Here is a 19,447-nt window from a genome sequence, read left to right on the forward strand (position 1 = left end):
CTATTCGAGGCGGAACGCGTCCGCGATTCGCCTGATGGCCCCATCGGCCGCCACCAGCACGACATCGAAGCGCATGCCCTGGGCGCCATGCCCGGGGTTCTCGGCGAGCCAGGCCTCGGCGGCCGCGAGCAGCCTCGCTTTCTGACGCGGCTGCAGGGCGAAGGCGGCTTCATAGAGGCTCGGCCGGGCCTTCACCTCGACGAAAGCCAGGAGCCCTTCCCTCTCCGCGATCAGGTCGAGCTCGCCGGCCGGCGTGCGCGCCCGCTCCGCGAGGATGGTCCAGCCCTGGGCCTCCAGCGCGGCGCGGGCCATTGCCTCGGCCTGAAGGCCCGCGCCATGCGCCAGGCTTCCCCGGCGCCGGCGCGGGGATGGATCAGGCGGCAAGGGCCGCGCGGATGGCCGAGACGGCCTCCGGGATCATCGCCTCGGTGACGTCGAGATGCAGGCAGGCGCGCACGCGCCCGCCCAGGCCGCTGACCATGATGCCCTGGGCCAGCAGCGTCTCCTGAAGCTGGGCCACGCTCTTTCCGGTCTTCGCGATGTCGAAGAAGACGAGATTGGTATCGGGATCCTCGACCACCACGCCTTCGATCTGTGCGAGGCCACGGGCCAGGGCCTTGGCGTTCGCGTGGTCGTCGGCCAGGCGGTCGATATGGTGGTCCAGCGCGTAGATGCAGGCCGCGGCGCAGACGCCGCCCTGACGCATGGAGCCGCCGAGGCGCTGCTTCCAGCGCCAGGCCTGCCCGATGAACTCGCTGGAGCCGCAGAGCACGGCGCCCAGCGGCGCGCCGAGGCCCTTGGTGAAGTCGAGCCAGACGCTGTCGAAGCCCGCGACCATCTCGGCCGCCGGGATCTTCGCGGCGACGCAGGCGTTCATGAGGCGTGCGCCGTCCATATGGGTGGACCAGCCCTGCTCATGCGCGATGTCGGTCAGCGCCGTCAGCGTCTCCAGCGACCATACGGCACCGCCGCCGATATTCGCCGTCTGCTCGATCTCGAGGAGGCGCTGCGGCGGTGCGTAGCGCGTCTTCGGGCGAATGGCCGCTCGCAGGTCGTCGGGCGAGAACATGCCGCGCGCGCCCTTCAGGCCCATGATCTGCACGCCCGTGAGCGCGGCGTGCGTGCCGCCCTCGCTGTGCAGGATGTGGCTTGTCTCGTGCGCCACGACCTCGTCGCCCTTCTGGCAATGCGTCAGGATGGCGATGACGTTGCACATGGTGCCGCTCGGCAAGAACACCGCGGCCTCCTTGCCGGTCAGCGCCGCCATCCGGTCGCACAGCTCCCACACAGTCGGGTCGTCGCCATGCTGCTCGTCGCCCACCTCGGCGCGCATCATGGCGTCCTTCATCGCGGGCGTCGGGCGCGTCTGCGTGTCCGAATAGAGGTTGATGCGGACCGGCGGCGCGTTCTTAGGCGGCCGGACAGGGGCCCAGGAATGGGCGGAGAGCGTGTGGGCGGGGGCTTGGACCATGACGAAACCTTGCCAGGATTTTCCGCGAGCGCCAGCCCTTCGGCGCGGCTTCAGATCGATCTGGCGCCCCAACGGCGACTATGGCATCTGGCCGCCCGGTTACACGGGAGACAGATTCGCATGGCTGGTGGACACGGTGCCGCGCACGGCACCGAGAACAAGGGCGTGGCGCTGCTGATCGCGGTGCTGGCGCTCTTCCTGGCGCTCGCCGAGGTCGGCGCTAAATCGGCGCAGACCGAGGCGCTGAACAGCAACGTCCAATCGGCCAACCTCTGGGCCTTCTTCCAGGCGCGCACCATCCGCCAGACACAGCTCCGCACCGCTGTCGAGCAGGCAGAGCTGGACAAGACCGACGCCAACCGCACGGCCATCGAGGCCCAGCAGCAGCGCTGGACCCAGACGGTAGCCCGCTGGGAAAGCGAGCCCGAGACCGGCGAAGGCCGCCGCGAGCTGGTCAGCCGCGCCCGGGCGGCGGAAGCGAAGCGCGATGTCTCGATGGAGCGCTACCATATGTTCGAATATTCGAGCGCGGTGTTCCAGGTAGCCATCGTCGTGGCCTCGGCCTCGATCATCACGGGCGTGGCACTGCTGGTCTGGTTCGCGGGCGGGCTGGGCGTCGTGGGGTTCGCCCTGGCGGCGCTCGGCGTCTTCGCGCCGGGCCTGATCCACTTCTGAAGGAGGTCAGCCCGGCACGTGCTTCGCCCAGACGGGCGCGATGCGCGGCCGGGCGGCGACCGCCCGCGCCAGCGCCTCAATGCGCGGGCATTGCATGGGGATCCAGCTCGCCCCCTTGATCCAGCGCGACAGGGCCGCGAGGTAGATGTCGGCCACGCTGAAGCGCGCGCCCAGCACGAAGGGATCCGGCCGGCACTCGCGCTCGATGAGGCGCCAGAGCTCGCGGCCCATCTCCTCGGCGCGGGCCCGGATGCCGGGCGCCGCCGCGGGATCGGGCGCGAACCGCTCCGGATAGTCGTAGCGCGTGACGTGCGGATAGAACTCGCCGGCGACCAGCAGCATCCAGCGCATGGCAACCGCCCGGGCGCTTTCATAGCCCGGCGGCAGCAGCCCGGCTTCCGGATGGCGGTCGGCCAGCGCGATCAGGATGGCCGCCGATTCCGTCATCACCGTGCCGTCCGGCAGGATCAGCGTCGGGATGCGGCCCATGGGGTTGAGGCGGCGATACTCGGAGTCGAGCTGCGCGTCGCTCGAAAGCGGCACCTCGCGCAGCTCCACCGGGGCGCCGATCTCGGCCAGCGCCATCTCCACGGGACCCGAGCCTGAACCCTTGTCGCCGTAGAGGATGTAGCTCACCGCGGCGTGGCCGTGCTGGGCGTGGAGGTCACGGGCGGCGGCGGGTTGCGGCCGTAGAGCGCCATGGCGCGTCGCTCGAAAGCCCGGACCATCAACCGCACGGCTTCGTTGAACACGGTGCCGATCACGGCCTGCAGCAGTTTCGAGCGGAATTCGAAATCGACGAAGAAATCGACCTCGGTCCCGCCGGGCACTGCCGTCAGCCGCCAGGTGTTGTTGAGATAGCGGAAGGGGCCGTCGAGGTACTTCACGTCCACGCGATGCGGGCGGTCTAGCGTCACCTCGCTGCGGAAGGTCTCGCGGAACATCTTGAAGCCGATGGTCAGGTCCGCGACCAGCTTCGTCTCGTCCCGGCTCAGCACGCGGGCGGCCGCGCACCAGGGCAGGAATTCCGGGTAGCGGTGGACGTCGGAAACGATCTGGAAGATCTGCTCCGGCGTCTGCCGGAGAATCTTCTTTTCGGCATGCGTCGGCATGTCAGGCCGCCAGGCTCTTTTCCCGCGCCGCGCGCAGCGCCGCGAAGTCGCGATCCGCGTGGTAGGAGCTGCGGGTCAGCGGCGTGGAGGAGACGAGCAGGAAGCCCTTGGCCCGCGCCAGGCTGGCATAGTCGTCGAACTCGGCGGGCTCCACGAAGCGGGCGACCGCGGCGTGCTTCACGCTGGGCTGCAGGTACTGGCCGATCGTCAGGAAATCGATATCGGCGCTGCGCATGTCCTCCATCACCTGCTGCACCTCCATCCGGTCCTCGCCGAGCCCGACCATGATGCCGGACTTGGTGAAGATGGAGGGATCGAGCTGCTTCACCCGGTCCAGCAACCGCAGCGAGTGGTAGTAGCGCGCGCCGGGACGGATCGACGGGTAGAGCCGGGGAACCGTCTCGAGGTTGTGGTTGAACACGTCGGGCTTGGCTTCCACCACAACCTCCAACGCGCCGTCCTTGCGGAGGAAGTCGGGCGTCAGGATCTCGACGGTCGTGTCGGGCGCGGCATGGCGGATGGCGGCGATGGTCTCGGCGAAATGCTTCGCCCCGCCATCCTTGAGGTCGTCGCGATCCACGCTCGTGATCACGACATGGCGCAGGCCCAGCGCGGCCACCGCATCGCCCACGCGGCGCGGCTCGTCATGGTCCAGCGGGTTGGGCATGCCGGTGGCGACATTGCAGAAGGAGCAGGCGCGCGTGCAGGTGTCGCCCATGATCATCATCGTGGCGTGGCGCTGGCTCCAGCACTCGCCGATGTTCGGGCAGGCGGCTTCCTCGCACACGGTCACGAGCTTGTTGTCGCGCATCAGGTTGCGCGTCTCGTGATAGATGGGGTGGTTCGGCGCCTTCACGCGGATCCAGCCCGGCTTGCGCTGGATGGCGTTGTCCGGACGATGCGCCTTTTCGGGGTGCCGTTCGGCACCCGTCCTGACGCCGCCTTTCGGGCGATGGTCGATCTCGATACGGGCCATGGTTCCCCTCATATAGCGCGGGAAGGCCGTTTCACATCCCTGCTTTGGGAGCCCGGGCCATGCCGCCCGGGCAACCCCTTAGATGTGGAGGACTCGCCCGTAGGCATCCAGCACCGCCTCGTGCATCGTCTCGGACACCGTGGGATGCGGGAAGACGGTGTGCATGAGTTCCGCCTCGGTGCTCTCCAGGGTTCGGGCGATGGTGTAGCCCTGGATCATTTCCGTCACCTCGGGGCCGACCATGTGGGCGCCCAGCAGCTCGCCCGTCTTGGCGTCGAAGACCGTCTTGGTGAAGCCTTCGGTGTCGCCCAGGGCGATGGCCTTGCCGTTCCCGATGAAGGGGAAACGCCCGACCTTCACCTCGTGGCCGAGCTCCTTGGCCTTGGCCTCGGTCAGGCCCACGGAGGCGATCTGCGGGCGGCAATAGGTACAGCCCGGGATGTTGCCGCCCTCGAAGGGATGCGGGTTCAGGCCGGCAATGAACTCCACGCAGGTGATGGCCTCGTGGCTCGCCTTGTGGGCCAGCCAGGGCGGGCCGGCGAGGTCGCCGATGGCGTAGACGTTGGGCTCGCCCGTGCGGCCGAAGCCGTCCACCACGACATGCGTGCGGTCGACCTTGATCTGGGTACCCTCGAGGCCGATGCCCTCGACATTGCCCACGATGCCCACGGCCAGGATCAGGCGGTCGGCCTCGATCTCCTGCGTCTTGCCGCCGGTCTCGACGGTCGCCGTCACGCTGGAGGCGCCCTTCTTCACGCCCTTCACGGAGGCGCCGACGAGCACCTTCATGCCCTGCTTCTCGAAGCTCTTCTTCACGAAGGCCGAGACCTCGGCATCTTCCACCGGCACGATGCGGTCCAGCGCCTCGATCACCGTGACCTCGCTGCCGAGGTCCCGGAAGAAGCTCGCGAACTCCACGCCGATGGCGCCGGAGCCGATGACGATCAAGCGCTTGGGTACCGTGTCGGCGACCAGCGCCTCCTTGTAGGTCCAGATGAACTTGCCGTCCGGCTCCATGCCCGGCAGCACGCGGGCGCGGGCGCCGGTGGCCAGAATGATGTTCTTCGCAACGAGGTCCGCGACCTTCTTGCCGTCCTTCTCCACCGCGATCTTGCCGGGACCGGCGAGCTTGCCGTGGCCGTCGATGACGGTGATGCCGTTCTTCTTCATCAGGAACTTCACGCCGCCCGAGAGCTGCGCGGCCACGCCGCGGCTGCGCTTCACGATCTTGGCGATGTCGAAGTTCACCTTCTCCGCGCTCAGCCCGTAATGGTCGAGGGTGGTGAGGATGTGGAAGATCTCGGAGGAGCGCAGCAGCGCCTTGGCCGGGATGCAGCCCCAGTTGAGGCAGATGCCGCCCAGATGTTCGCGCTCCACGATCGCGACCTTCATCTTGAGCTGGGCCGCGCGGATCGCCGCGACATAGCCGCCCGGGCCGGAGCCCACCACCACCAGGTCGTAATTGTCGGCCATGTCTCAGCCCTTTCCTGCAAGCGCGACCAGGGCGGGGCCCGAGACGCGCTGATCCGTCCATTCCTCTCGCCCCACGGCACCCATCGCGCGATAGGCGGCGATGGCGGGCGCATTCCAGTCGAGAACGTTCCAGCCGATGGAGGCGCAACCTTCCTCCAGCGCGCGCTGCGCGACGAGCCGGAAGGCGGCCCTGGCGATACCCTTCTTGCGGTGCTCCGGCTCGACGAAGATGTCCTCGATCCAGAGCTCCGCCTTGCCCGCGAAGCTGGAGAAGGTTCGGTACCAGAGGCAGACCGCGACGGGCTTGCCGTCCACATCCGCCAGCATCGCCTCGGCCAGCGGCCGTGAGCCGAACAGCGCCTCGCGCAGCTGCTCGGGCGTCACCGTGAATTCGTGCTCGATCTTCTCGTAGACCGCGAGCCCATGCAGCAGCCGGTGGATGTCGGGGACATCCGCCGGCTTGGTCTCACGCCAGGTGAAACCGCTGCTCATGGCCTCAGAGCATCAGGCTCAGCGGCTCTTCCACGATGGCCTTGAATTCCTGCAGCCATTCCGCGGCGAGCGCCCCGTCGATCACGCGATGGTCCACGCTGAGCTGGCAGGTCATCACGGTCGCGACCGCGAGCTGCCCGTTCTTCACCACGGCGCGCTGCTGGCCCGCGCCGACGGCGAGGATGCCGGCCTGCGGCGGGTTGATGATCGCGGAGAAGAAGGAGACGCCATACATCCCCATGTTGGAGATGCTGAAGCCGCCGCCCTGGAACTCCTCGGGCTTCAGCTTGCCGGCCTTGGCGCGGGCGCCGAGGTCCTTCATCTCGTTGCTGATCGCGGCCAGGCCCTTCACATCGGCATTGCGCACGATCGGCGTGATGAGCCCGTCCGGGATCGAGACGGCGACGCTGATATCCACGTCGTTGAAGCGCAGGATCGCGTCGTCGGTCCAGGCGGCGTTCACGGCCGGGATGCGCTTCAGCGCGACGGCCGCCGCCTTGATGACGAGGTCGTTCACCGAGAGCTTGAACGCCCCCGGGCCGTCCTTCGGGCTGCGGGCGTTGAGCTTGGCGCGCAGCTCCAGCAGCGCGTCGATCTCGATATCCGCCGCCACGTAGAAGTGCGGGATGGTCGCCTTGCTCTCCGAGAGCCGGCGCGCGATCACCTTGCGCATCGAGCTGTTGGGATGCGCCGTGGTGGCGCCCAGGATCTGCGCCGGCGCGGCGGGGCGCGGGGCCGGCGCAGCGGCAGGCGCCGCCGCCGCCGGCGCGGCAGTCCCGCCCTTCACGGCGGCCTCCACATCCGACTTCACGATGCGGCCGCCAGGGCCGCTGCCCGCGACCTTGCCGAGGTCGAGGCCCGCCTGCTGCGCCATGCGCTTGGCCAGGGGCGAGGCTACCACGCGGTCACCGGAGGCGGCATGCGCCGCCGGAGCCGGAGCGGGAGCCGGAGCAGGCGCGGCGGCAGGAGCCGCGGCCTTGGGCGCTTCCGCCTTCGGGGCCTCGGCAGGCTTCTCGGCAGGCTTGGCGGCGGCGGGCGCCGCGCCAGCCGCGGGCACTTCCTCGCCCGGCTCGACCAGCACGGCGATGACGGCGTTGACCTTCACGCCTTCCGTGCCGCCCTGGACGAGGATCTTGCCGAGGATGCCCTCGTCGACCGCCTCCACCTCCATGGTGGCCTTGTCGGTCTCGATCTCGGCGATCACGTCACCGGACTTGACCTTGTCACCCTCCTGCTTGAGCCAGCGGGCGAGCGTGCCCTCCGTCATCGTCGGCGAGAGGGCGGGCATCAGGATGTTCGTGGCCATCTGCGCGCTCTCCTACCGGTACGTCACGGAATGGGCTGCCTCGACCACCTGCTCGAGGCGCGGCAGGGCCAGCTTCTCGAGGTTGGCGGCGTAGGGCATCGGGATGTCCAGGCCAGCGACGCGCACGGGCGGCGCGTCTAGGTCGTCGAAGCAGTTCTCGATGATCTGCATGCCGAGCTCCGAGCCGATGCCGGCGAAGGGCCAGCCCTCCTCCAGCGTCACGACGCGGTTGGTCTTCTTCACGCTGCGGACGATCGTCTCGATGTCGAGCGGGCGGATGGTGCGCAGGTTGATGACCTCGGCGCTGATACCCTGCTCGGCCAGCTTCTCGGCCGCCTGCATCGCCAGGCCGACCATGATGGAGAAGGCGATGATGGTGACGTCCGTACCCTCGCGCTCCACCTTCGCCTTGCCGATGGGCAGGACGAAGTCGTCATCCGTCGGGCAGTCGAAGGTGTGGCCGTAGAGGATCTCGTTCTCGAGGAAGATCACCGGGTTGGGGTCGCGGATGGCGGCGCGCAGCAGGCCCTTGGCGTCGGCCGCGCTCCAGGGCGCGACGACCTTGAGGCCGGGGCAATGCGCGTACCAGCTCGCATAGCACTGGCTGTGCTGCGCCGCGACGCGCGAGGCCGCGCCGTTCGGGCCGCGGAAGGTGATGGGGCAGCCCAGCTGGCCGCCGGACATGTAGAGCGTCTTGGCGGCCGAGTTGATGATGTGGTCGATGGCCTGCATCGAGAAGTTGAAGGTCATGAACTCGACGATGGGCTTCAGGCCGGTGAAGGCCGCACCAACCGCCATGCCGGTGAAGCCGTGCTCGGTGATCGGCATGTCCAGCACGCGCTTCGGGCCGAACTCGTCCAGCAGGCCCTGGCTGATCTTGTAGGCGCCCTGGTACTGGGCGACTTCCTCGCCCATCAGGAAGACGTCCTTGTCGGCGCGCATCTCGGCGGCCATGGCGTCGCGCAGCGCCTCGCGGACCGTGATGGGCTTGGTCGCGCCCCAGTCCTTCTCCGGCGCGCCGGAGACCGGGGTCGCGGCGATGGTCGGGTGCGGCTTCGCGGCCGGCTCCTCCGCCTTCGCAGCGGGCGCGGGCGCTTCGGCCTTCGGGGCAGGCGCGGCCTTGCCGCCGCCGGCGCCGCCGGCGCCGCCGTCAAGCTCGGCGATGGGCGAGTTGACCGCCACGTTCTCCGTGCCCTCGGGCACCACGATCTTGGTGATCGTGCCCTCGTCCACGGCCTCGACTTCCATGGTGGCCTTGTCGGTCTCGATCTCGGCGATCACGTCGCCGGACTTCACCGCATCGCCTTCCTTCTTGAGCCAGCGGGAGAGCTTGCCCTCGGTCATCGTCGGCGAAAGCGCCGGCATCAGGATCTCGACGCCCATCTTACTTCGCCTCCACCAGGATGTCGGTCCAGAGTTCGCTCTCGTCAGGCTCCGGCGAAGACTGCGCGAAATCGGCGCTGTCCTGCACGATGGCCTTCACATCGTCGTCGATCACCTTGAGGTCGGCTTCCGTCACGCCCTGCGCCATGAGCTGCGCGCGCGCCGTCTCGATGCAGTCGTGCTGCTCGCGCATCTTCTGCACTTCCTCCCGCGTGCGGTACTTCGCGGGGTCGGACATGGAGTGGCCGCGGTAGCGGTAGGTCTTCATCTCCAGCAGGTAGGGCCCGTTGCCGGCGCGGCAATGCGCCACGGCGCGCTGCGCGGCCTCGAAGACCGTCTGCACGTTCATGCCGTCCACCTGCTCGCCCGGGATGCCCCAGGGGCTGCCGTTCTTCGAGAGGTCGCGGCTCGCCGAGGCGCGCTCGACGCTCGTGCCCATGCCGTACTTGTTGTTCTCGATGACGAAGATGCAGGGGAGCTTGAACAGCGCCGCGAGGTTCAGGCTCTCGAAGACCTGGCCCTGGTTGGACGCGCCCTCGCCGAAATAGGCAACCGCGACCTGCCCGTCCTCACGGTACCAGTTGGCGAAGGCAAGACCCACGCCGAGCGCGACCTGCGCGCCCACGATGCCATGGCCGCCGAAGAAGCCCTTCTCGCGGCTGAACATGTGCATCGAGCCGCCCTTGCCCTTCGAGTACCCGCCGATGCGGCCCGTGAGCTCAGCCATCACGCCGCGCGCCTCCATGCCGGTCGCCAGCATGTGCCCGTGGTCGCGATAGGAGGTGATGACCTGGTCGCCCGGCTTGAGCGAGGCCTGCATGCCCACCACCACGGCCTCCTGGCCGATGTACAGGTGACAGAAGCCGCCGATGAGCCCCATGCCGTAGAGCTGGCCGGCCTTCTCCTCGAAGCGTCGGATCAGCAGCATGTCTCGGTAGGCGCGCAGCAGGGCATTGTGCCCCATCTGCATTTCTTTTTCCTTCGCACTGCCCTTGGGGCGGCGCTTGGACGTGGCGGCATCGGGCATTGGGGGCTCTCCCTCGCGAATGCCGCAAGAGTTAAGGCTCCGCGCTAGGCTCCGCAAGCGGGCGCGCGCTCCGAAAAAACAAGCTATTGCAACGCAATATTCAAGTTAACCGCATTTTGGTTAATGGTCAGGACCTATGCCGCATCGCAGCAAGGGCGCTATCCCGCTGGAAGATATCGCAATGCGGTCAGAAGAGGCGCTGGCCCGGCGGATATGGGATCACAATTTCCTCGCGCGTCGTCATGTTCAGCATGGCGCGCGCACGCTCCTCGAGCTGGTCGCGATCCAGCTGGTCGCCACGCATAGCATTCACCCGGCGCTCCGCGGCCTCGCGCTCGTTGGTGGCCTGGACGAGTTCCTGGCGCGCGGCCGCGATCTCGAGCAGGCGCTGCTCGCGCGCGATCAGGCCACGGTCGCCATGTGATGCGTGCCAGACGAAGAAGGCCGCGACGCCCGACAGGATGACGGGAGCCGCCAGGAACTTCACGCCGCGGATAAGAGCCCGCCCTAGATTCATCGATCCCCCGACGCGGCCCCCCGGCCTCGCGTTAGGCCAAGGAATCACCATCGCCTCGCGCTGGCAAGGGGAAATACATAGCGCGCGAAACTTATCGAACGACGAATCTGCATGGGATTCCAATGGCTGGAAGTATGGACGCATCCGTTCGGCCGGATCGGCAGCCCCGATTGGCACAACCCTCGGTCGCATGCGACGACTTGCCGCACGGCCCGCCGGCCGCCACGCCGCAACGACAAGAGGAATACATGAGGAACAAGAAGACGCTCACCCTGGCCGCCGCCGCCCTCGCGCTCCTTGGAGTGGGCTTCGGAGGCGGCGCGGCCTGGTCCCAGGCGCCGGTCTTCGCGCCCTTCGGCACCAACCGCGGCGGGCTGCCGAGCAACAACCTCTTCACCGTCGTCTGCACGACGGCGGGCGGGACCTATGACTCGTCCCGACGCATGGTGGTGATGCGGCCGCAGGGCAACCAGAACAGCGCCGACGTCACCCTGCAGTGCCAGAATCGTTGATCCGCCCTTAAGCGCCGGGCGCCGCCTGTGCTGGCCGGATAGTCGGGCCGGGCGCGGGCGCGCATTCGCGCTCCGGCCCGAGGCAAGCCTCGGGCCGTTCTATCTTGTCAGTGCTTCATCACGGTCCGGCCGGCGTAGCGTGCGGCCGGCCCCAGGTCCTGCTCGATGCGGATCAGCTGGTTGTACTTGGCCAGGCGGTCCGAACGGCTCAGCGAGCCCGTCTTGATCTGCCCGCAATTGGTCGCCACCGCGAGGTCGGCGATCGTGTTGTCCTCGGTCTCGCCCGAACGGTGGCTCATCACGCCGGTGTAGCCCGCGCGATGCGCGATCTCGACCGCCTCCAGCGCCTCGCTCAGCGTGCCGATCTGGTTGACCTTCACGAGGATGGAGTTCGCCACGCCCGCCTCGATGCCCTTCCGCAGCAGCTCCGGGTTCGTGCAGAACAGGTCGTCTCCCACCAGCTGCACCTTCGCACCGAGCTTGTCGGTCAGCAGCTTCCAGCCGGCCCAGTCCTCCTCGGCGCACCCATCCTCGATGGAGATGATGGGGAACTTGGCGCAGAGGCCGGCCAGGTAGTCCACCATGCCGCCGGCATCGAGCGTCTTGCCCTCGCCCGCCATGACGTACTTGCCGTCCTTGAAGAACTCGCTGGAGGCGCAGTCCAGGGCGAACATCACGTCCTCGCCCGGGCGGTGGCCGGCGGCCTCGCAGGCCTTGGCGATGAAGGCCAGCGCTTCCTCCGCGCTGCCGATGTTGGGGGCAAAGCCGCCCTCGTCGCCGACATTGGTGTTGTGGCCGGCGTCATGCAGCGCCTTCTTCAGCGCGTGGAAGCATTCGGCGCCGACACGGACCGCATCTGCCACGGTGCCGGCCGCCACCGGCATGATCATGAACTCCTGGATGTCGATCGGATTGTCGGCATGCGCGCCGCCGTTGATGATGTTCATCATCGGCACCGGCAGCGTGCGGGCCGAGGTGCCGCCGACATAGCGGTAGAGCGCCTGGCCATGGGCCTGCGCCGCCGCCTTCGCCACCGCAAGGCTGACCGCCAGCATGGCATTGGCGCCGAGGCGGCTCTTGTTGGGCGTTCCGTCCAGCTCGATCATCAGGCTGTCGATCTTCACCTGGTCGGAGGCGTCCATGCCGCCGATGGCGTCGAAGATCTCGCCCTCGACATTGGCGACCGCCTTCAGCACGCCCTTGCCGCCGTAGCGCGACTTGTCGCCGTCGCGCAGCTCCACGGCCTCATGGACGCCGGTCGAGGCGCCCGAGGGGACGATGGCGCGGCCGCGCGCGCCGTCCTCCAGGATGATCTCGGCCTCCACGGTCGGGTTACCGCGGCTGTCGAGCACTTCGCGGGCGATGATGTCGGCGATGGCGGGCATGGGAGTCCTTCCGGAAGAGGCTGCCCGGCGGATAGGACGCGACGAGCAAAAGGGCAAGGCTGACGGGCCGCATGCCCCTTGCGCCGAGGCCCGCCATCGCCATTGATGGCACCCATGCCGAGTCATGCCCCCGAGGCCATCGAAGCCGCGATCCTGGCCTGTTGCGAAGCCGCCGGGCCCGGCGCCTCCATCAGCCCCTCCGATGTCGCCCAGAAGCTGGAGGCCGAAGCCTGGCGGCCGCTCCTCGGCCCGATACGGCTGGCGGCCGTGCGCCTCTCGGCGGCCGGGCGGCTCGAGATCCTGCGGAAAGGCAAGCCCGTTCCCACCGAGGCGATGCGCGGCGTGATACGCTTGCGCCTGCCTCAAGGGAGTGCCGGATGACATCGATTCTCGGCCTGTTCCGCCGGACGCCCAGCGCGCCCAAGGCACAAGCGCCGTCTGTCGTTGCCCTCCCCCCGCCGGAGGTTGCGCCCGGGCCCCCGCCCCCCGCCCCGGATCTGCCGGCCGCCTCCCCGCTGGAGGCGCCCCTCGCCCTCGCCTGCGCCGGCCGGCACGTGCTGCTGGCCTGGGACGACGCGACGGAGGTTCCCGCCCTGCTCCTCGCGGGGGCCGAGGCGGGCGCCGCCTCCATCCACGCCTTCTCGCCCGAGCGGCCGGAGGACACCGATGGCCTCCTGGCGCGCGCCGCCATCCGGCGCGGCACGCCCGAGCTCGCGGGAGAGATCCTCGCCCGTTCGGCCGCCGCGCTCGACCCGACCGCGCCCCCCAAGGACGCCCACACCAATGCGCGCCGCCCCTGGTGGATGCGGGGCAAGCTGGAGGTCGCGGATATCCGCGAGCGCCTCGGCCCCGTGGATCTCGTCTGCACGGGCGAGAGCCTGGCGCGGCTGGACGGCGACCCCATCCGGCGCCTCGCGGCCCTGCGCGGCACCGGCGCCACCCGCCTCCTGCTCCGCACCGAGACCGTCGTGGCGGACGAGGCGCTGGCCGAGGCAGGCTTCGGCGAGGACACGCTCTGGCATGCGGGGGAGCTCGACCCTGCGCGCGCGGCAGCGCTGGACGAGGCCCTCACCCGGCAGGGCGTCGCGCTCGACCAGTTCCGGGCCGTGCCGGGCCGCCTGACGCGCGAGACGGCCCGCGCCGCCTCCCTCGCCCATCCCGTCTGGTGGTTCATGGGCCCCGGCGCGCTCGGGCGGCTGCTGGCCGATGCGGGATGGCGCATGACCTCCCATCGCGAGGAGGCGGGCTGGACGCTCGCCGCGGCGTCTGCCTGATGGGCCGCCAGCGCATCTGCCTGCTGACCCTCGACTTCGTCGGGCCCGTCCGCAACGGCGGCGTCGGCACCGCCTTCCTCGCCGCCGCCGAGACCTTCGCGGACGCAGGGCACGAGGTGACCGTCCTCTTCCCGCCTGCCTATTCGGAGAACGAGCCCGCCGCCCGCTGGCGCGAGCACTACCGCGCGCACGGCATCGACTTCGTCTCGCTCGGCCTGGAGGGCGACGAGAAGGAATGCTCCTTCGGCGCTTATCAATGGCTGAAGACGCGATCCTTCGACGCGATCCATTTCCACGAGATGCGCGGCATCGGCTACTGGCCGACGGTCGCCAAGCGCTGCGGCCTCGCCTTCGCGGACACCACGCTGGTCTGCCAGATGCACGGACCCACACTCTGGCACTTCGCCCATTCCGCGCAGTACCTGCACAACCACGCCGAGATCGAGCTCGACTGGATGGAGCGGCAGAGCTGCGAGGGGGCGGACATCGCCATCGCGCCGTCGCAATACATCTTCGACGCCGTAACGGAGATGGGCTGGAAGCTGCCCGCGCGCCATCGCGTCATGCCCAACCTCATGCCGATGAGCTTCCCCATCGCCGAGCCCAGCCACGAGCCGCGCCCGGTGACGGAGCTGGTCTTCTTTGGCCGGCTGGAGGAGCGCAAGGGCCTCGGCCTCTTCTGCGAGGCGGTCCGGCGCCTGCTTCGCGCGGGCCAGCGGCCGGAGCGCATCACCTTCCTCGGGAAGGTGGGCTTCATGGACCAGGGGCTGCACGGCCTGGCCTGGCTGGCCGGCGTCGCGGCGAGCTGGCCCGTGCCCTGGCGCGTGGTGAACGACCTCGACCCGCATCAGGCGCGCGCCTTCCTGGCCGAGCCCGGGCGGCTCGCCGTCATCGCCTCGCGCATGGAGAACGCGCCCTACGTCGTGCTCGAATGCCTCGCCGCCGGCCTGCCCTTCCTGGCGCCGGATGTGGGCGGCATCGGCGAGCTGGTGGACGCGGCCGACCACGCGACGGTTCTCTACGAGCGCGCACCCGCGACGCTTGCCGCCGCCATGGGCCGGGCTCTGGAGCACGGCGCCGCCCCCGCGCGCCCGGCCATGACGCCGCCGGCGGTGCGCGAGCTCTGGGTGGAATGGCAGGGCGCGTTGAAACCCCCGCCACTGGCCCGCAGGCCAGGGGACTGGCGGTCGGATCCGCCCCTCGTCTCCGTCTGCATGGCTGCCTTCAACCGTTACGAACCGCTGGCCCACGCCGTCGCGGCCGTGGAGGCGCAGACCTATCCCAACTTCGAGGTGGTGCTGGTGGACGACGCCAGCACCGACCCCGCGACGCGGCAGTACATCGAGGCCCTGAAGCCCCGCTTCGCCGCGCGTGGCTGGCGCGTGCTGCACAACGCGACCAATTCCTGGCAGGGCGCGTCCCGCCGCCGCGCGGCCGCCGAGGCGCGCGGCGACTACATCATCTTCATGGATGACGACAACGCCGCCTGGCCCGAGCAGATCGAGACCTTCGTCACCGCCGCCGAGCATTCGGGCGCCGATATCCTCACCTGCCAGCTCCAGCCCTTCCTCGGTTCCGGTCCCCCGCCGAGGTTCCGCAGCACGCGGCCCGGCACCTGGGCGCCGATCGGCGCCTGCCCATCGGTCGGCCTCTTCTGGAACTGCTTTGGCGACAACAACATGTTCATCCGCCGCGCGGCCTGGGAGCGGATGGGCGGCTACACGACCGAGCGCGTCTATTTCGAGGATTGGGAATTCCTCCAGCAGGCGGTCCTGCAGGGGCTGCACCTGGAATGCCTGCCGGAGCTCCTCTTCGCCTATCGTGTCTGGGACAGCGCCTCGCACCACATCTGGGACGGCGCGAGCACCGCGCACGACCCGGGCTTCCTCTATCGCAGCTACGCCCGCGCCGCGCGCCCCGCGCTCGACGCCATGCCGGAAAGCCTGCGCCCGGCCATGCGCCTCATGATCGAGCGCGACCTCGCCGGGGCGCTGGCGCGGCGCGAGGGATATTTCGCCAATACGCCGCATCCCACGGCCGAACAGCACCGCATCGCCGGCCTCGCCCCCAACGGCGCGGAGGCGATGATCGCTGCCGCCGAGACCGCCTTCCACCTGCAGCAGCGGGAAACCGCGCACGGGTTGCTGGAGCAGGCGCTGCGCCTCGCCCCCGGCCATCCCGACGCGCTGCGCCTCGCCGGCGAATGGACCCACACCTCCGCGTGAGGCCCCTCACATGAAGAAAATCCTGGAACCCGTCCGCGAAGGGCTGTCGCTCGCCCTGCCCTATTGGCGGAGCGATGAGAAATGGCGCGCGCGCCTGCTGCTGCTGACGGTCGTCGTGCTGAACCTCGCGCTCGTCGCCATGACGGTGATGCTGTCCTACTGGAACCGCGAGTTCTTCAACGCCATGGAGGCGCGCGACGCCTCGGCCTTCTTCCATCTGCTCTTCACCTGGCAGGAGACCGAGAGCGGGCTGATGCCGGGCTTCGCCTGGATCGCGGCGATCTACATCCTCATCGCCGTCTATGCGCTCTATCTGCGGCAGGCGCTGCAGATCCGGTGGCGGCGATGGATCACGGAGACGCTGCTGGCCGGCTGGCTCGAGAAGCGAGCCTACTACCGCATCGCGCTGACCGATCGCGGCACCGACAACCCCGACCAGCGCCTCGCCGAGGATGCGAAGCTCTTCGTGGACTCCTCCCTGGTGCTGGGGCTCGGGCTGATGCGCACCGTGGTGACGCTCTTCTCCTTCCTCTTCGTGCTCTGGACGCTGTCGGGGCCCGCGACGCTCTTCGGCATCGAGATCCCCGGCTACATGGTCTGGGTCGCGCTGATCTATTCCGTGCTGGGCACCTGGCTCGCGCATCTCGTGGGGCGGCCGCTGATCAGGCTCAACGTGCAGCAGCAGAAGGTGGAGGCGGATTTCCGCTACGCGCTGGTGCGCTTCCGCGAGAATACGGAGGGCATCGCGCTCCACCGCGGCGAGGCGGAGGAGAAGGGCATGCTGCTCGGCCGCTTCCACGCGCTGATGGGCAATTGGTGGTCGCTAATGGTCGCGACCAAGCGCCTCACCTTCTTCACCGCGGGCTACGCGCAGGTCGCGACGGTGTTCCCCTTCGTCGTCGCCGCGCCGCGCTTCTTCTCGGGAGCCATCCCGCTGGGCGGGCTGACGCAGACGGCCCAGGCCTTCGGCGAGGTGCAGACGGCGCTCTCCTGGTTCGTGGACAACTACGCCGACCTCACCCAGTGGCGGGCGACCGTTGCGCGCCTCACTGGCTTCCGCGACGCGATCGAGGCCGCGCACAAGGCGGCGGATTCCGGCGAGGGCGTGCGTGCCGGCTGGAGCGACGGCGCGGCGGTGAAGGTCGCGAACCTGCACCTTGGCCTGCCTGATGGCCGCGTGCTGCTGACCGATGCGGGCTTCACCCTGGCCCCTGGCGAGCGCGCGGTGCTGACGGGCAAGTCGGGCAGCGGCAAGTCCACCGTCTTCCGCGCCATCGCAGGCATCTGGCCGTTCGGCACCGGGCGCGTGAGCTTCCCCAAGGACGAGGCGCCGTTCTTCCTGCCGCAGCGCCCCTATCTGCCGCTCGGCACCCTGCGCCGCGCGCTGGCCTATCCCGCGCCGGCCGAGAGCTTTTCCGATGCGGAGATCCGAGCGGCGCTGGAGGATACGGGCCTCGCCCATCTCGCGCCGCGGCTGGAGGAGGAGGAGAACTGGGCGCAGCAGCTCTCGGGGGGCGAGCAGCAGCGCGTGGCCTTCGCTCGCGTCCTGCTGCACAAGCCGAAATGGCTCTTCCTGGACGAGGCGACGGCCAGCCTGGACCCGGAGGCAGAGCAGCGGCTCTACGAGCTGCTGAAGGAACGCCTGCCCGGCAGCGCCATCCTCTCCATCGCGCATCGCCCGGCGGTCGCGAGCCACCACGACCGGAAGCTGACGGTCACGGAGGGGAGGCTTCAGGAGGCCTAGTCCAGGCCGCTGACATCCGGCGCGGCAAGTCGGGCTTGCCGACCGCGGCGGCTGACTGCCAGGGGATCAGGCCGCCGCCTTGAGCGCGGCCAGCACCGCCTCGCCGTAACGCTCCAGCTTGCTCTCGCCAACGCCAGGGACCTCCCGGAGCTGGCCGAGGCTGTCCGGGCGGCGCGCGGCGATCTCGGCCAGCGTGGCGTCGTGGAAGATGACGTAGGCTGGCACCTGCTGCGTGCGGGCCTCCGCCTTCCGCCACTCGCGCAGCGCGCCGAAGAGCGGATCGTCGGAGCTCGTCTGCGGCCCTTCGCGCCGGTTGCCACGCTCGCGCGGGCGGATCGAATCCTCGCGCAGCATGATGCGCTGCTCGCCGCGCAGGATGGGTCGCGCGGCTTCGGTCGGCACCAGCTCGCCGTGGTTCTCCACGGCTATGTCGAGCGCGCCATGGGACACCAGCTGGCGCGCGACGCCCTTCCAGGCGGCTTCCGCCACGTCCTTGCCCACGCCGAAGGTGGGCAGCTTGTCGTGACCGAACTGCGCGACCTTGTCCGTGAGGCGCCCACGGAGCACGTCCACCAGATGGCCTAGTCCGAAGCGCGAGCCCGTGCGGATCGCGGCCGAGAGCAGCTTCTGCGCGGCGATGCTGCCGTCGTACAACCGCGGCGGAGCGGCGCAGACGTCGCAGGCCCCGCAATCCTCGGCGAGATCCTCGCCGAAGCAGCGCAGCAGCACGCGGCGGCGGCAGGTGCCCGCCTCGGCGATGCCGACCATGGCATCGAGCCGCGCGCGCTCGATCCGCTTCTGCTCGTCGGAGGCCGGGCTCTGCTGGATGCGGTGCCGCGACAGCGCGATATCGCCCGCGCCATAGAGCAGCAGGGCGCGGGCCGGCTGCCCGTCGCGGCCCGCGCGGCCGATCTCCTGATACCACCCCTCCGGCCCCTGCGGCAGCGAGAGGTGGGCCACGAAGCGCACATCCGGCCGGTCGATGCCCATGCCGAAGGCGATGGTCGCGCACATCACCACCGCGTCCCCGCGCGCGAAGCGGCGATGGGCGTCGCGCTTGTCCTCGCTCGGCATGCCGGCGTGGAAGGGCATGGAATCATAGCCGTCGGCGCGCAGCCACTCGGCGGTCTGCTCGGCCCGCGCGCGCGTGCCGCAATAGACGATGCCGGCGCCGCGCCCGTCGGATGCCTCGCGCAGGAAAGCGCGGATCTGGCCGCGCTCCTGCTCGCGCGGCGCGGCGGCGAGATGGATGTTCCGCCGGTCGAAGGAGGCCCGGAACACCGGCGCGTCCTCGAGGCCGAGCTGCGCGCGGATATCCTCGACCGTGCGGCCGTCGGCCGTGGCGGTGAGCGCGAGGCGCGGCACCTCCGGGAAGCCGCTGCGCAGGAAACCGAGCGCGCGGTATTCGGGCCGGAAGTGATGGCCCCACTGGCTGATGCAATGCGCCTCGTCCACCGCGAACAGCGCGATGCGCTGCTGCGACAGCCGCTCGAGCATGCCGTCCATGCCAAGCCGCTCGGGGCTGATGTAGAGAAGCTTGAGGCTGCCGTCGTTGATGCCGCGCCAGACCTCGCGCCGGTCATCCTCCTCAAGCTCGGAGTGCAGCGCGCCGGCGGCCACGCCCTGCTGGCGCAGCGCGGCGACCTGGTCCTCCATCAGCGCGATGAGCGGCGAGACAACGATGGCCAGGCCCGGCCGGCACAGGGCCGGGACCTGGAAGCAGAGCGACTTGCCGCCGCCCGTGGGCATGAGCACGAGGCCGGAGCCGCCGCGCATCACGTGGTCCACGATCTCCGCCTGGCGGCCACGGAATTCGGCATGGCCGAAGACCTCGTGGAGAACCTTGGCGGGATCCTGCGTCATGATCCCCGCAGT

The 19,447-nt window shown here is 69.6% G+C and carries 19 protein-coding genes; 6 read left to right on the forward strand and 13 right to left on the reverse strand.

Annotated elements, in window-relative coordinates; genetic code table 11:
- Together WJM96_RS10860 and WJM96_RS10865 are read right to left on the reverse strand one after the other, a co-directional pair.
- Complete coding sequence (locus WJM96_RS10860) at positions 1 to 384, reverse strand: YraN family protein (protein ID WP_424812507.1); 384 nt, start codon at positions 382 to 384, stop codon at positions 1 to 3.
- Entirely contained in the window at positions 374 to 1,471 is a 1,098-nt protein-coding gene (locus WJM96_RS10865; protein ID WP_424812508.1) for a threonine aldolase family protein, read from the reverse strand. The genes WJM96_RS10860 and WJM96_RS10865 overlap by 11 nt, the downstream gene beginning before the upstream one ends.
- A 120-nt stretch (positions 1,472 to 1,591) precedes the next feature.
- Here WJM96_RS10865 and WJM96_RS10870 point away from each other — a divergent pair, with 120 nt between their 5' ends.
- Positions 1,592 to 2,146: a DUF4337 domain-containing protein gene (locus WJM96_RS10870; RefSeq protein ID WP_424812509.1), complete on the forward strand. Its 555-nt coding sequence runs from the start codon at positions 1,592 to 1,594 to the stop codon at positions 2,144 to 2,146.
- A gap of 6 nt (positions 2,147 to 2,152) precedes the next feature.
- Here the strand turns inward: WJM96_RS10870 and WJM96_RS10875 are convergent, their stop codons facing one another.
- The 9 genes from WJM96_RS10875 to WJM96_RS10915 all read right to left on the reverse strand — a co-directional run bounded on the left by WJM96_RS10875 (position 2,153) and on the right by WJM96_RS10915 (position 10,402).
- Positions 2,153 to 2,782: a glutathione S-transferase family protein gene (locus WJM96_RS10875; protein ID WP_424812510.1), complete on the reverse strand. Its 630-nt coding sequence runs from the start codon at positions 2,780 to 2,782 to the stop codon at positions 2,153 to 2,155.
- Positions 2,779 to 3,258, reverse strand: coding sequence for a type II toxin-antitoxin system RatA family toxin (locus WJM96_RS10880; protein WP_424812511.1), 480 nt, complete (start codon positions 3,256 to 3,258; stop codon positions 2,779 to 2,781). The genes WJM96_RS10875 and WJM96_RS10880 overlap by 4 nt, the downstream gene beginning before the upstream one ends.
- 1 nt (position 3,259) lies before the next feature.
- Positions 3,260 to 4,234 (reverse strand): lipoyl synthase, encoded by a 975-nt coding sequence (gene lipA, locus WJM96_RS10885; RefSeq protein WP_424812512.1) that lies wholly within the window; start codon positions 4,232 to 4,234, stop codon positions 3,260 to 3,262.
- A gap of 78 nt (positions 4,235 to 4,312) precedes the next feature.
- Complete coding sequence (lpdA, locus tag WJM96_RS10890; RefSeq protein WP_424812513.1) at positions 4,313 to 5,707, reverse strand: dihydrolipoyl dehydrogenase; 1,395 nt, start codon at positions 5,705 to 5,707, stop codon at positions 4,313 to 4,315.
- Between the two features lie 3 nt (positions 5,708 to 5,710).
- The gene (locus tag WJM96_RS10895; protein ID WP_424812514.1) at positions 5,711 to 6,199 is read right to left on the reverse strand and encodes an N-acetyltransferase family protein; all 489 of its coding nucleotides are present in this window, start codon (positions 6,197 to 6,199) and stop codon (positions 5,711 to 5,713) included.
- 4 nt (positions 6,200 to 6,203) lie between these two features.
- Entirely contained in the window at positions 6,204 to 7,505 is a 1,302-nt protein-coding gene (locus WJM96_RS10900; RefSeq protein ID WP_424812515.1) for a pyruvate dehydrogenase complex dihydrolipoamide acetyltransferase, read from the reverse strand.
- 12 nt (positions 7,506 to 7,517) lie between these two features.
- Positions 7,518 to 8,888 (reverse strand): pyruvate dehydrogenase complex E1 component subunit beta, encoded by a 1,371-nt coding sequence (locus tag WJM96_RS10905; protein ID WP_424812516.1) that lies wholly within the window; start codon positions 8,886 to 8,888, stop codon positions 7,518 to 7,520.
- A 1-nt stretch (position 8,889) separates the two neighbouring features.
- Positions 8,890 to 9,858, reverse strand: a complete 969-nt coding sequence (gene pdhA, locus WJM96_RS10910; protein ID WP_424813093.1) for a pyruvate dehydrogenase (acetyl-transferring) E1 component subunit alpha — start codon at positions 9,856 to 9,858, stop codon at positions 8,890 to 8,892.
- Positions 9,859 to 10,102: 244 nt separating this feature from the next.
- On the reverse strand, positions 10,103 to 10,402 hold the full coding sequence (locus tag WJM96_RS10915) for an FtsB family cell division protein (RefSeq protein ID WP_424812517.1): 300 nt from the start codon (positions 10,400 to 10,402) through the stop codon (positions 10,103 to 10,105).
- A 278-nt stretch (positions 10,403 to 10,680) separates the two neighbouring features.
- Here WJM96_RS10915 and WJM96_RS10920 point away from each other — a divergent pair, with 278 nt between their 5' ends.
- Entirely contained in the window at positions 10,681 to 10,944 is a 264-nt protein-coding gene (locus WJM96_RS10920) for a hypothetical protein (RefSeq protein WP_424812518.1), read from the forward strand.
- Positions 10,945 to 11,051: 107 nt separating this feature from the next.
- On the opposite strand, the gene eno is transcribed toward WJM96_RS10920, so the two are convergent.
- Complete coding sequence (eno, locus tag WJM96_RS10925; RefSeq protein WP_424812519.1) at positions 11,052 to 12,329, reverse strand: phosphopyruvate hydratase; 1,278 nt, start codon at positions 12,327 to 12,329, stop codon at positions 11,052 to 11,054.
- Between the two features lie 114 nt (positions 12,330 to 12,443).
- Between eno and WJM96_RS10930 the strand changes: the two genes are divergently transcribed.
- From WJM96_RS10930 to WJM96_RS10945, 4 genes are read left to right on the forward strand one after another with little or no spacing between them, the layout of a single operon-like run.
- Positions 12,444 to 12,710: a DUF3253 domain-containing protein gene (locus tag WJM96_RS10930; RefSeq protein ID WP_424812520.1), complete on the forward strand. Its 267-nt coding sequence runs from the start codon at positions 12,444 to 12,446 to the stop codon at positions 12,708 to 12,710.
- Positions 12,707 to 13,603 (forward strand): hypothetical protein, encoded by an 897-nt coding sequence (locus WJM96_RS10935; protein ID WP_424812521.1) that lies wholly within the window; start codon positions 12,707 to 12,709, stop codon positions 13,601 to 13,603. The genes WJM96_RS10930 and WJM96_RS10935 overlap by 4 nt, the downstream gene beginning before the upstream one ends.
- Positions 13,603 to 15,828, forward strand: coding sequence for a glycosyltransferase (locus tag WJM96_RS10940; RefSeq protein WP_424812522.1), 2,226 nt, complete (start codon positions 13,603 to 13,605; stop codon positions 15,826 to 15,828). Before WJM96_RS10935 ends, WJM96_RS10940 begins: the two co-directional genes overlap by 1 nt.
- A gap of 10 nt (positions 15,829 to 15,838) precedes the next feature.
- Entirely contained in the window at positions 15,839 to 17,572 is a 1,734-nt protein-coding gene (locus WJM96_RS10945; protein WP_424812523.1) for an ABC transporter ATP-binding protein/permease, read from the forward strand.
- A 66-nt stretch (positions 17,573 to 17,638) separates the two neighbouring features.
- On the opposite strand, the gene recQ is transcribed toward WJM96_RS10945, so the two are convergent.
- Positions 17,639 to 19,435 (reverse strand): DNA helicase RecQ, encoded by a 1,797-nt coding sequence (gene recQ, locus WJM96_RS10950; RefSeq protein WP_424812524.1) that lies wholly within the window; start codon positions 19,433 to 19,435, stop codon positions 17,639 to 17,641.
- Between the last annotated feature and the right edge of the window lie 12 nt (positions 19,436 to 19,447).

The organism is Roseococcus sp. YIM B11640 (genome assembly GCF_049727625.1).
Taxonomy (GTDB): domain Bacteria; phylum Pseudomonadota; class Alphaproteobacteria; order Acetobacterales; family Acetobacteraceae; genus Roseococcus.

Bases quoted from the DNA above. Each gene is read 5' to 3' on its own strand.
- WJM96_RS10865 (WP_424812508.1), bottom strand. From the start codon at position 1,471: ATGGTCCAAGCCCCCGCCCACACGCTCTCCGCCCATTCCTGGGCCCCT.
- WJM96_RS10870 (WP_424812509.1), top strand. From the start codon at position 1,592: ATGGCTGGTGGACACGGTGCCGCGCACGGCACCGAGAACAAGGGCGTG.
- WJM96_RS10880 (WP_424812511.1), bottom strand. From the start codon at position 3,258: ATGCCGACGCATGCCGAAAAGAAGATTCTCCGGCAGACGCCGGAGCAG.
- lipA (WP_424812512.1), bottom strand. From the start codon at position 4,234: ATGGCCCGTATCGAGATCGACCATCGCCCGAAAGGCGGCGTCAGGACG.
- lpdA (WP_424812513.1), bottom strand. From the start codon at position 5,707: ATGGCCGACAATTACGACCTGGTGGTGGTGGGCTCCGGCCCGGGCGGC.
- WJM96_RS10895 (WP_424812514.1), bottom strand. From the start codon at position 6,199: ATGAGCAGCGGTTTCACCTGGCGTGAGACCAAGCCGGCGGATGTCCCC.
- WJM96_RS10900 (WP_424812515.1), bottom strand. From the start codon at position 7,505: ATGGCCACGAACATCCTGATGCCCGCCCTCTCGCCGACGATGACGGAG.
- WJM96_RS10905 (WP_424812516.1), bottom strand. From the start codon at position 8,888: ATGGGCGTCGAGATCCTGATGCCGGCGCTTTCGCCGACGATGACCGAG.
- pdhA (WP_424813093.1), bottom strand. From the start codon at position 9,858: ATGCAGATGGGGCACAATGCCCTGCTGCGCGCCTACCGAGACATGCTG.
- WJM96_RS10920 (WP_424812518.1), top strand. From the start codon at position 10,681: ATGAGGAACAAGAAGACGCTCACCCTGGCCGCCGCCGCCCTCGCGCTC.
- eno (WP_424812519.1), bottom strand. From the start codon at position 12,329: ATGCCCGCCATCGCCGACATCATCGCCCGCGAAGTGCTCGACAGCCGC.
- WJM96_RS10930 (WP_424812520.1), top strand. From the start codon at position 12,444: ATGCCGAGTCATGCCCCCGAGGCCATCGAAGCCGCGATCCTGGCCTGT.
- WJM96_RS10935 (WP_424812521.1), top strand. From the start codon at position 12,707: ATGACATCGATTCTCGGCCTGTTCCGCCGGACGCCCAGCGCGCCCAAG.
- WJM96_RS10940 (WP_424812522.1), top strand. From the start codon at position 13,603: ATGGGCCGCCAGCGCATCTGCCTGCTGACCCTCGACTTCGTCGGGCCC.
- WJM96_RS10945 (WP_424812523.1), top strand. From the start codon at position 15,839: ATGAAGAAAATCCTGGAACCCGTCCGCGAAGGGCTGTCGCTCGCCCTG.
- recQ (WP_424812524.1), bottom strand. From the start codon at position 19,435: ATGACGCAGGATCCCGCCAAGGTTCTCCACGAGGTCTTCGGCCATGCC.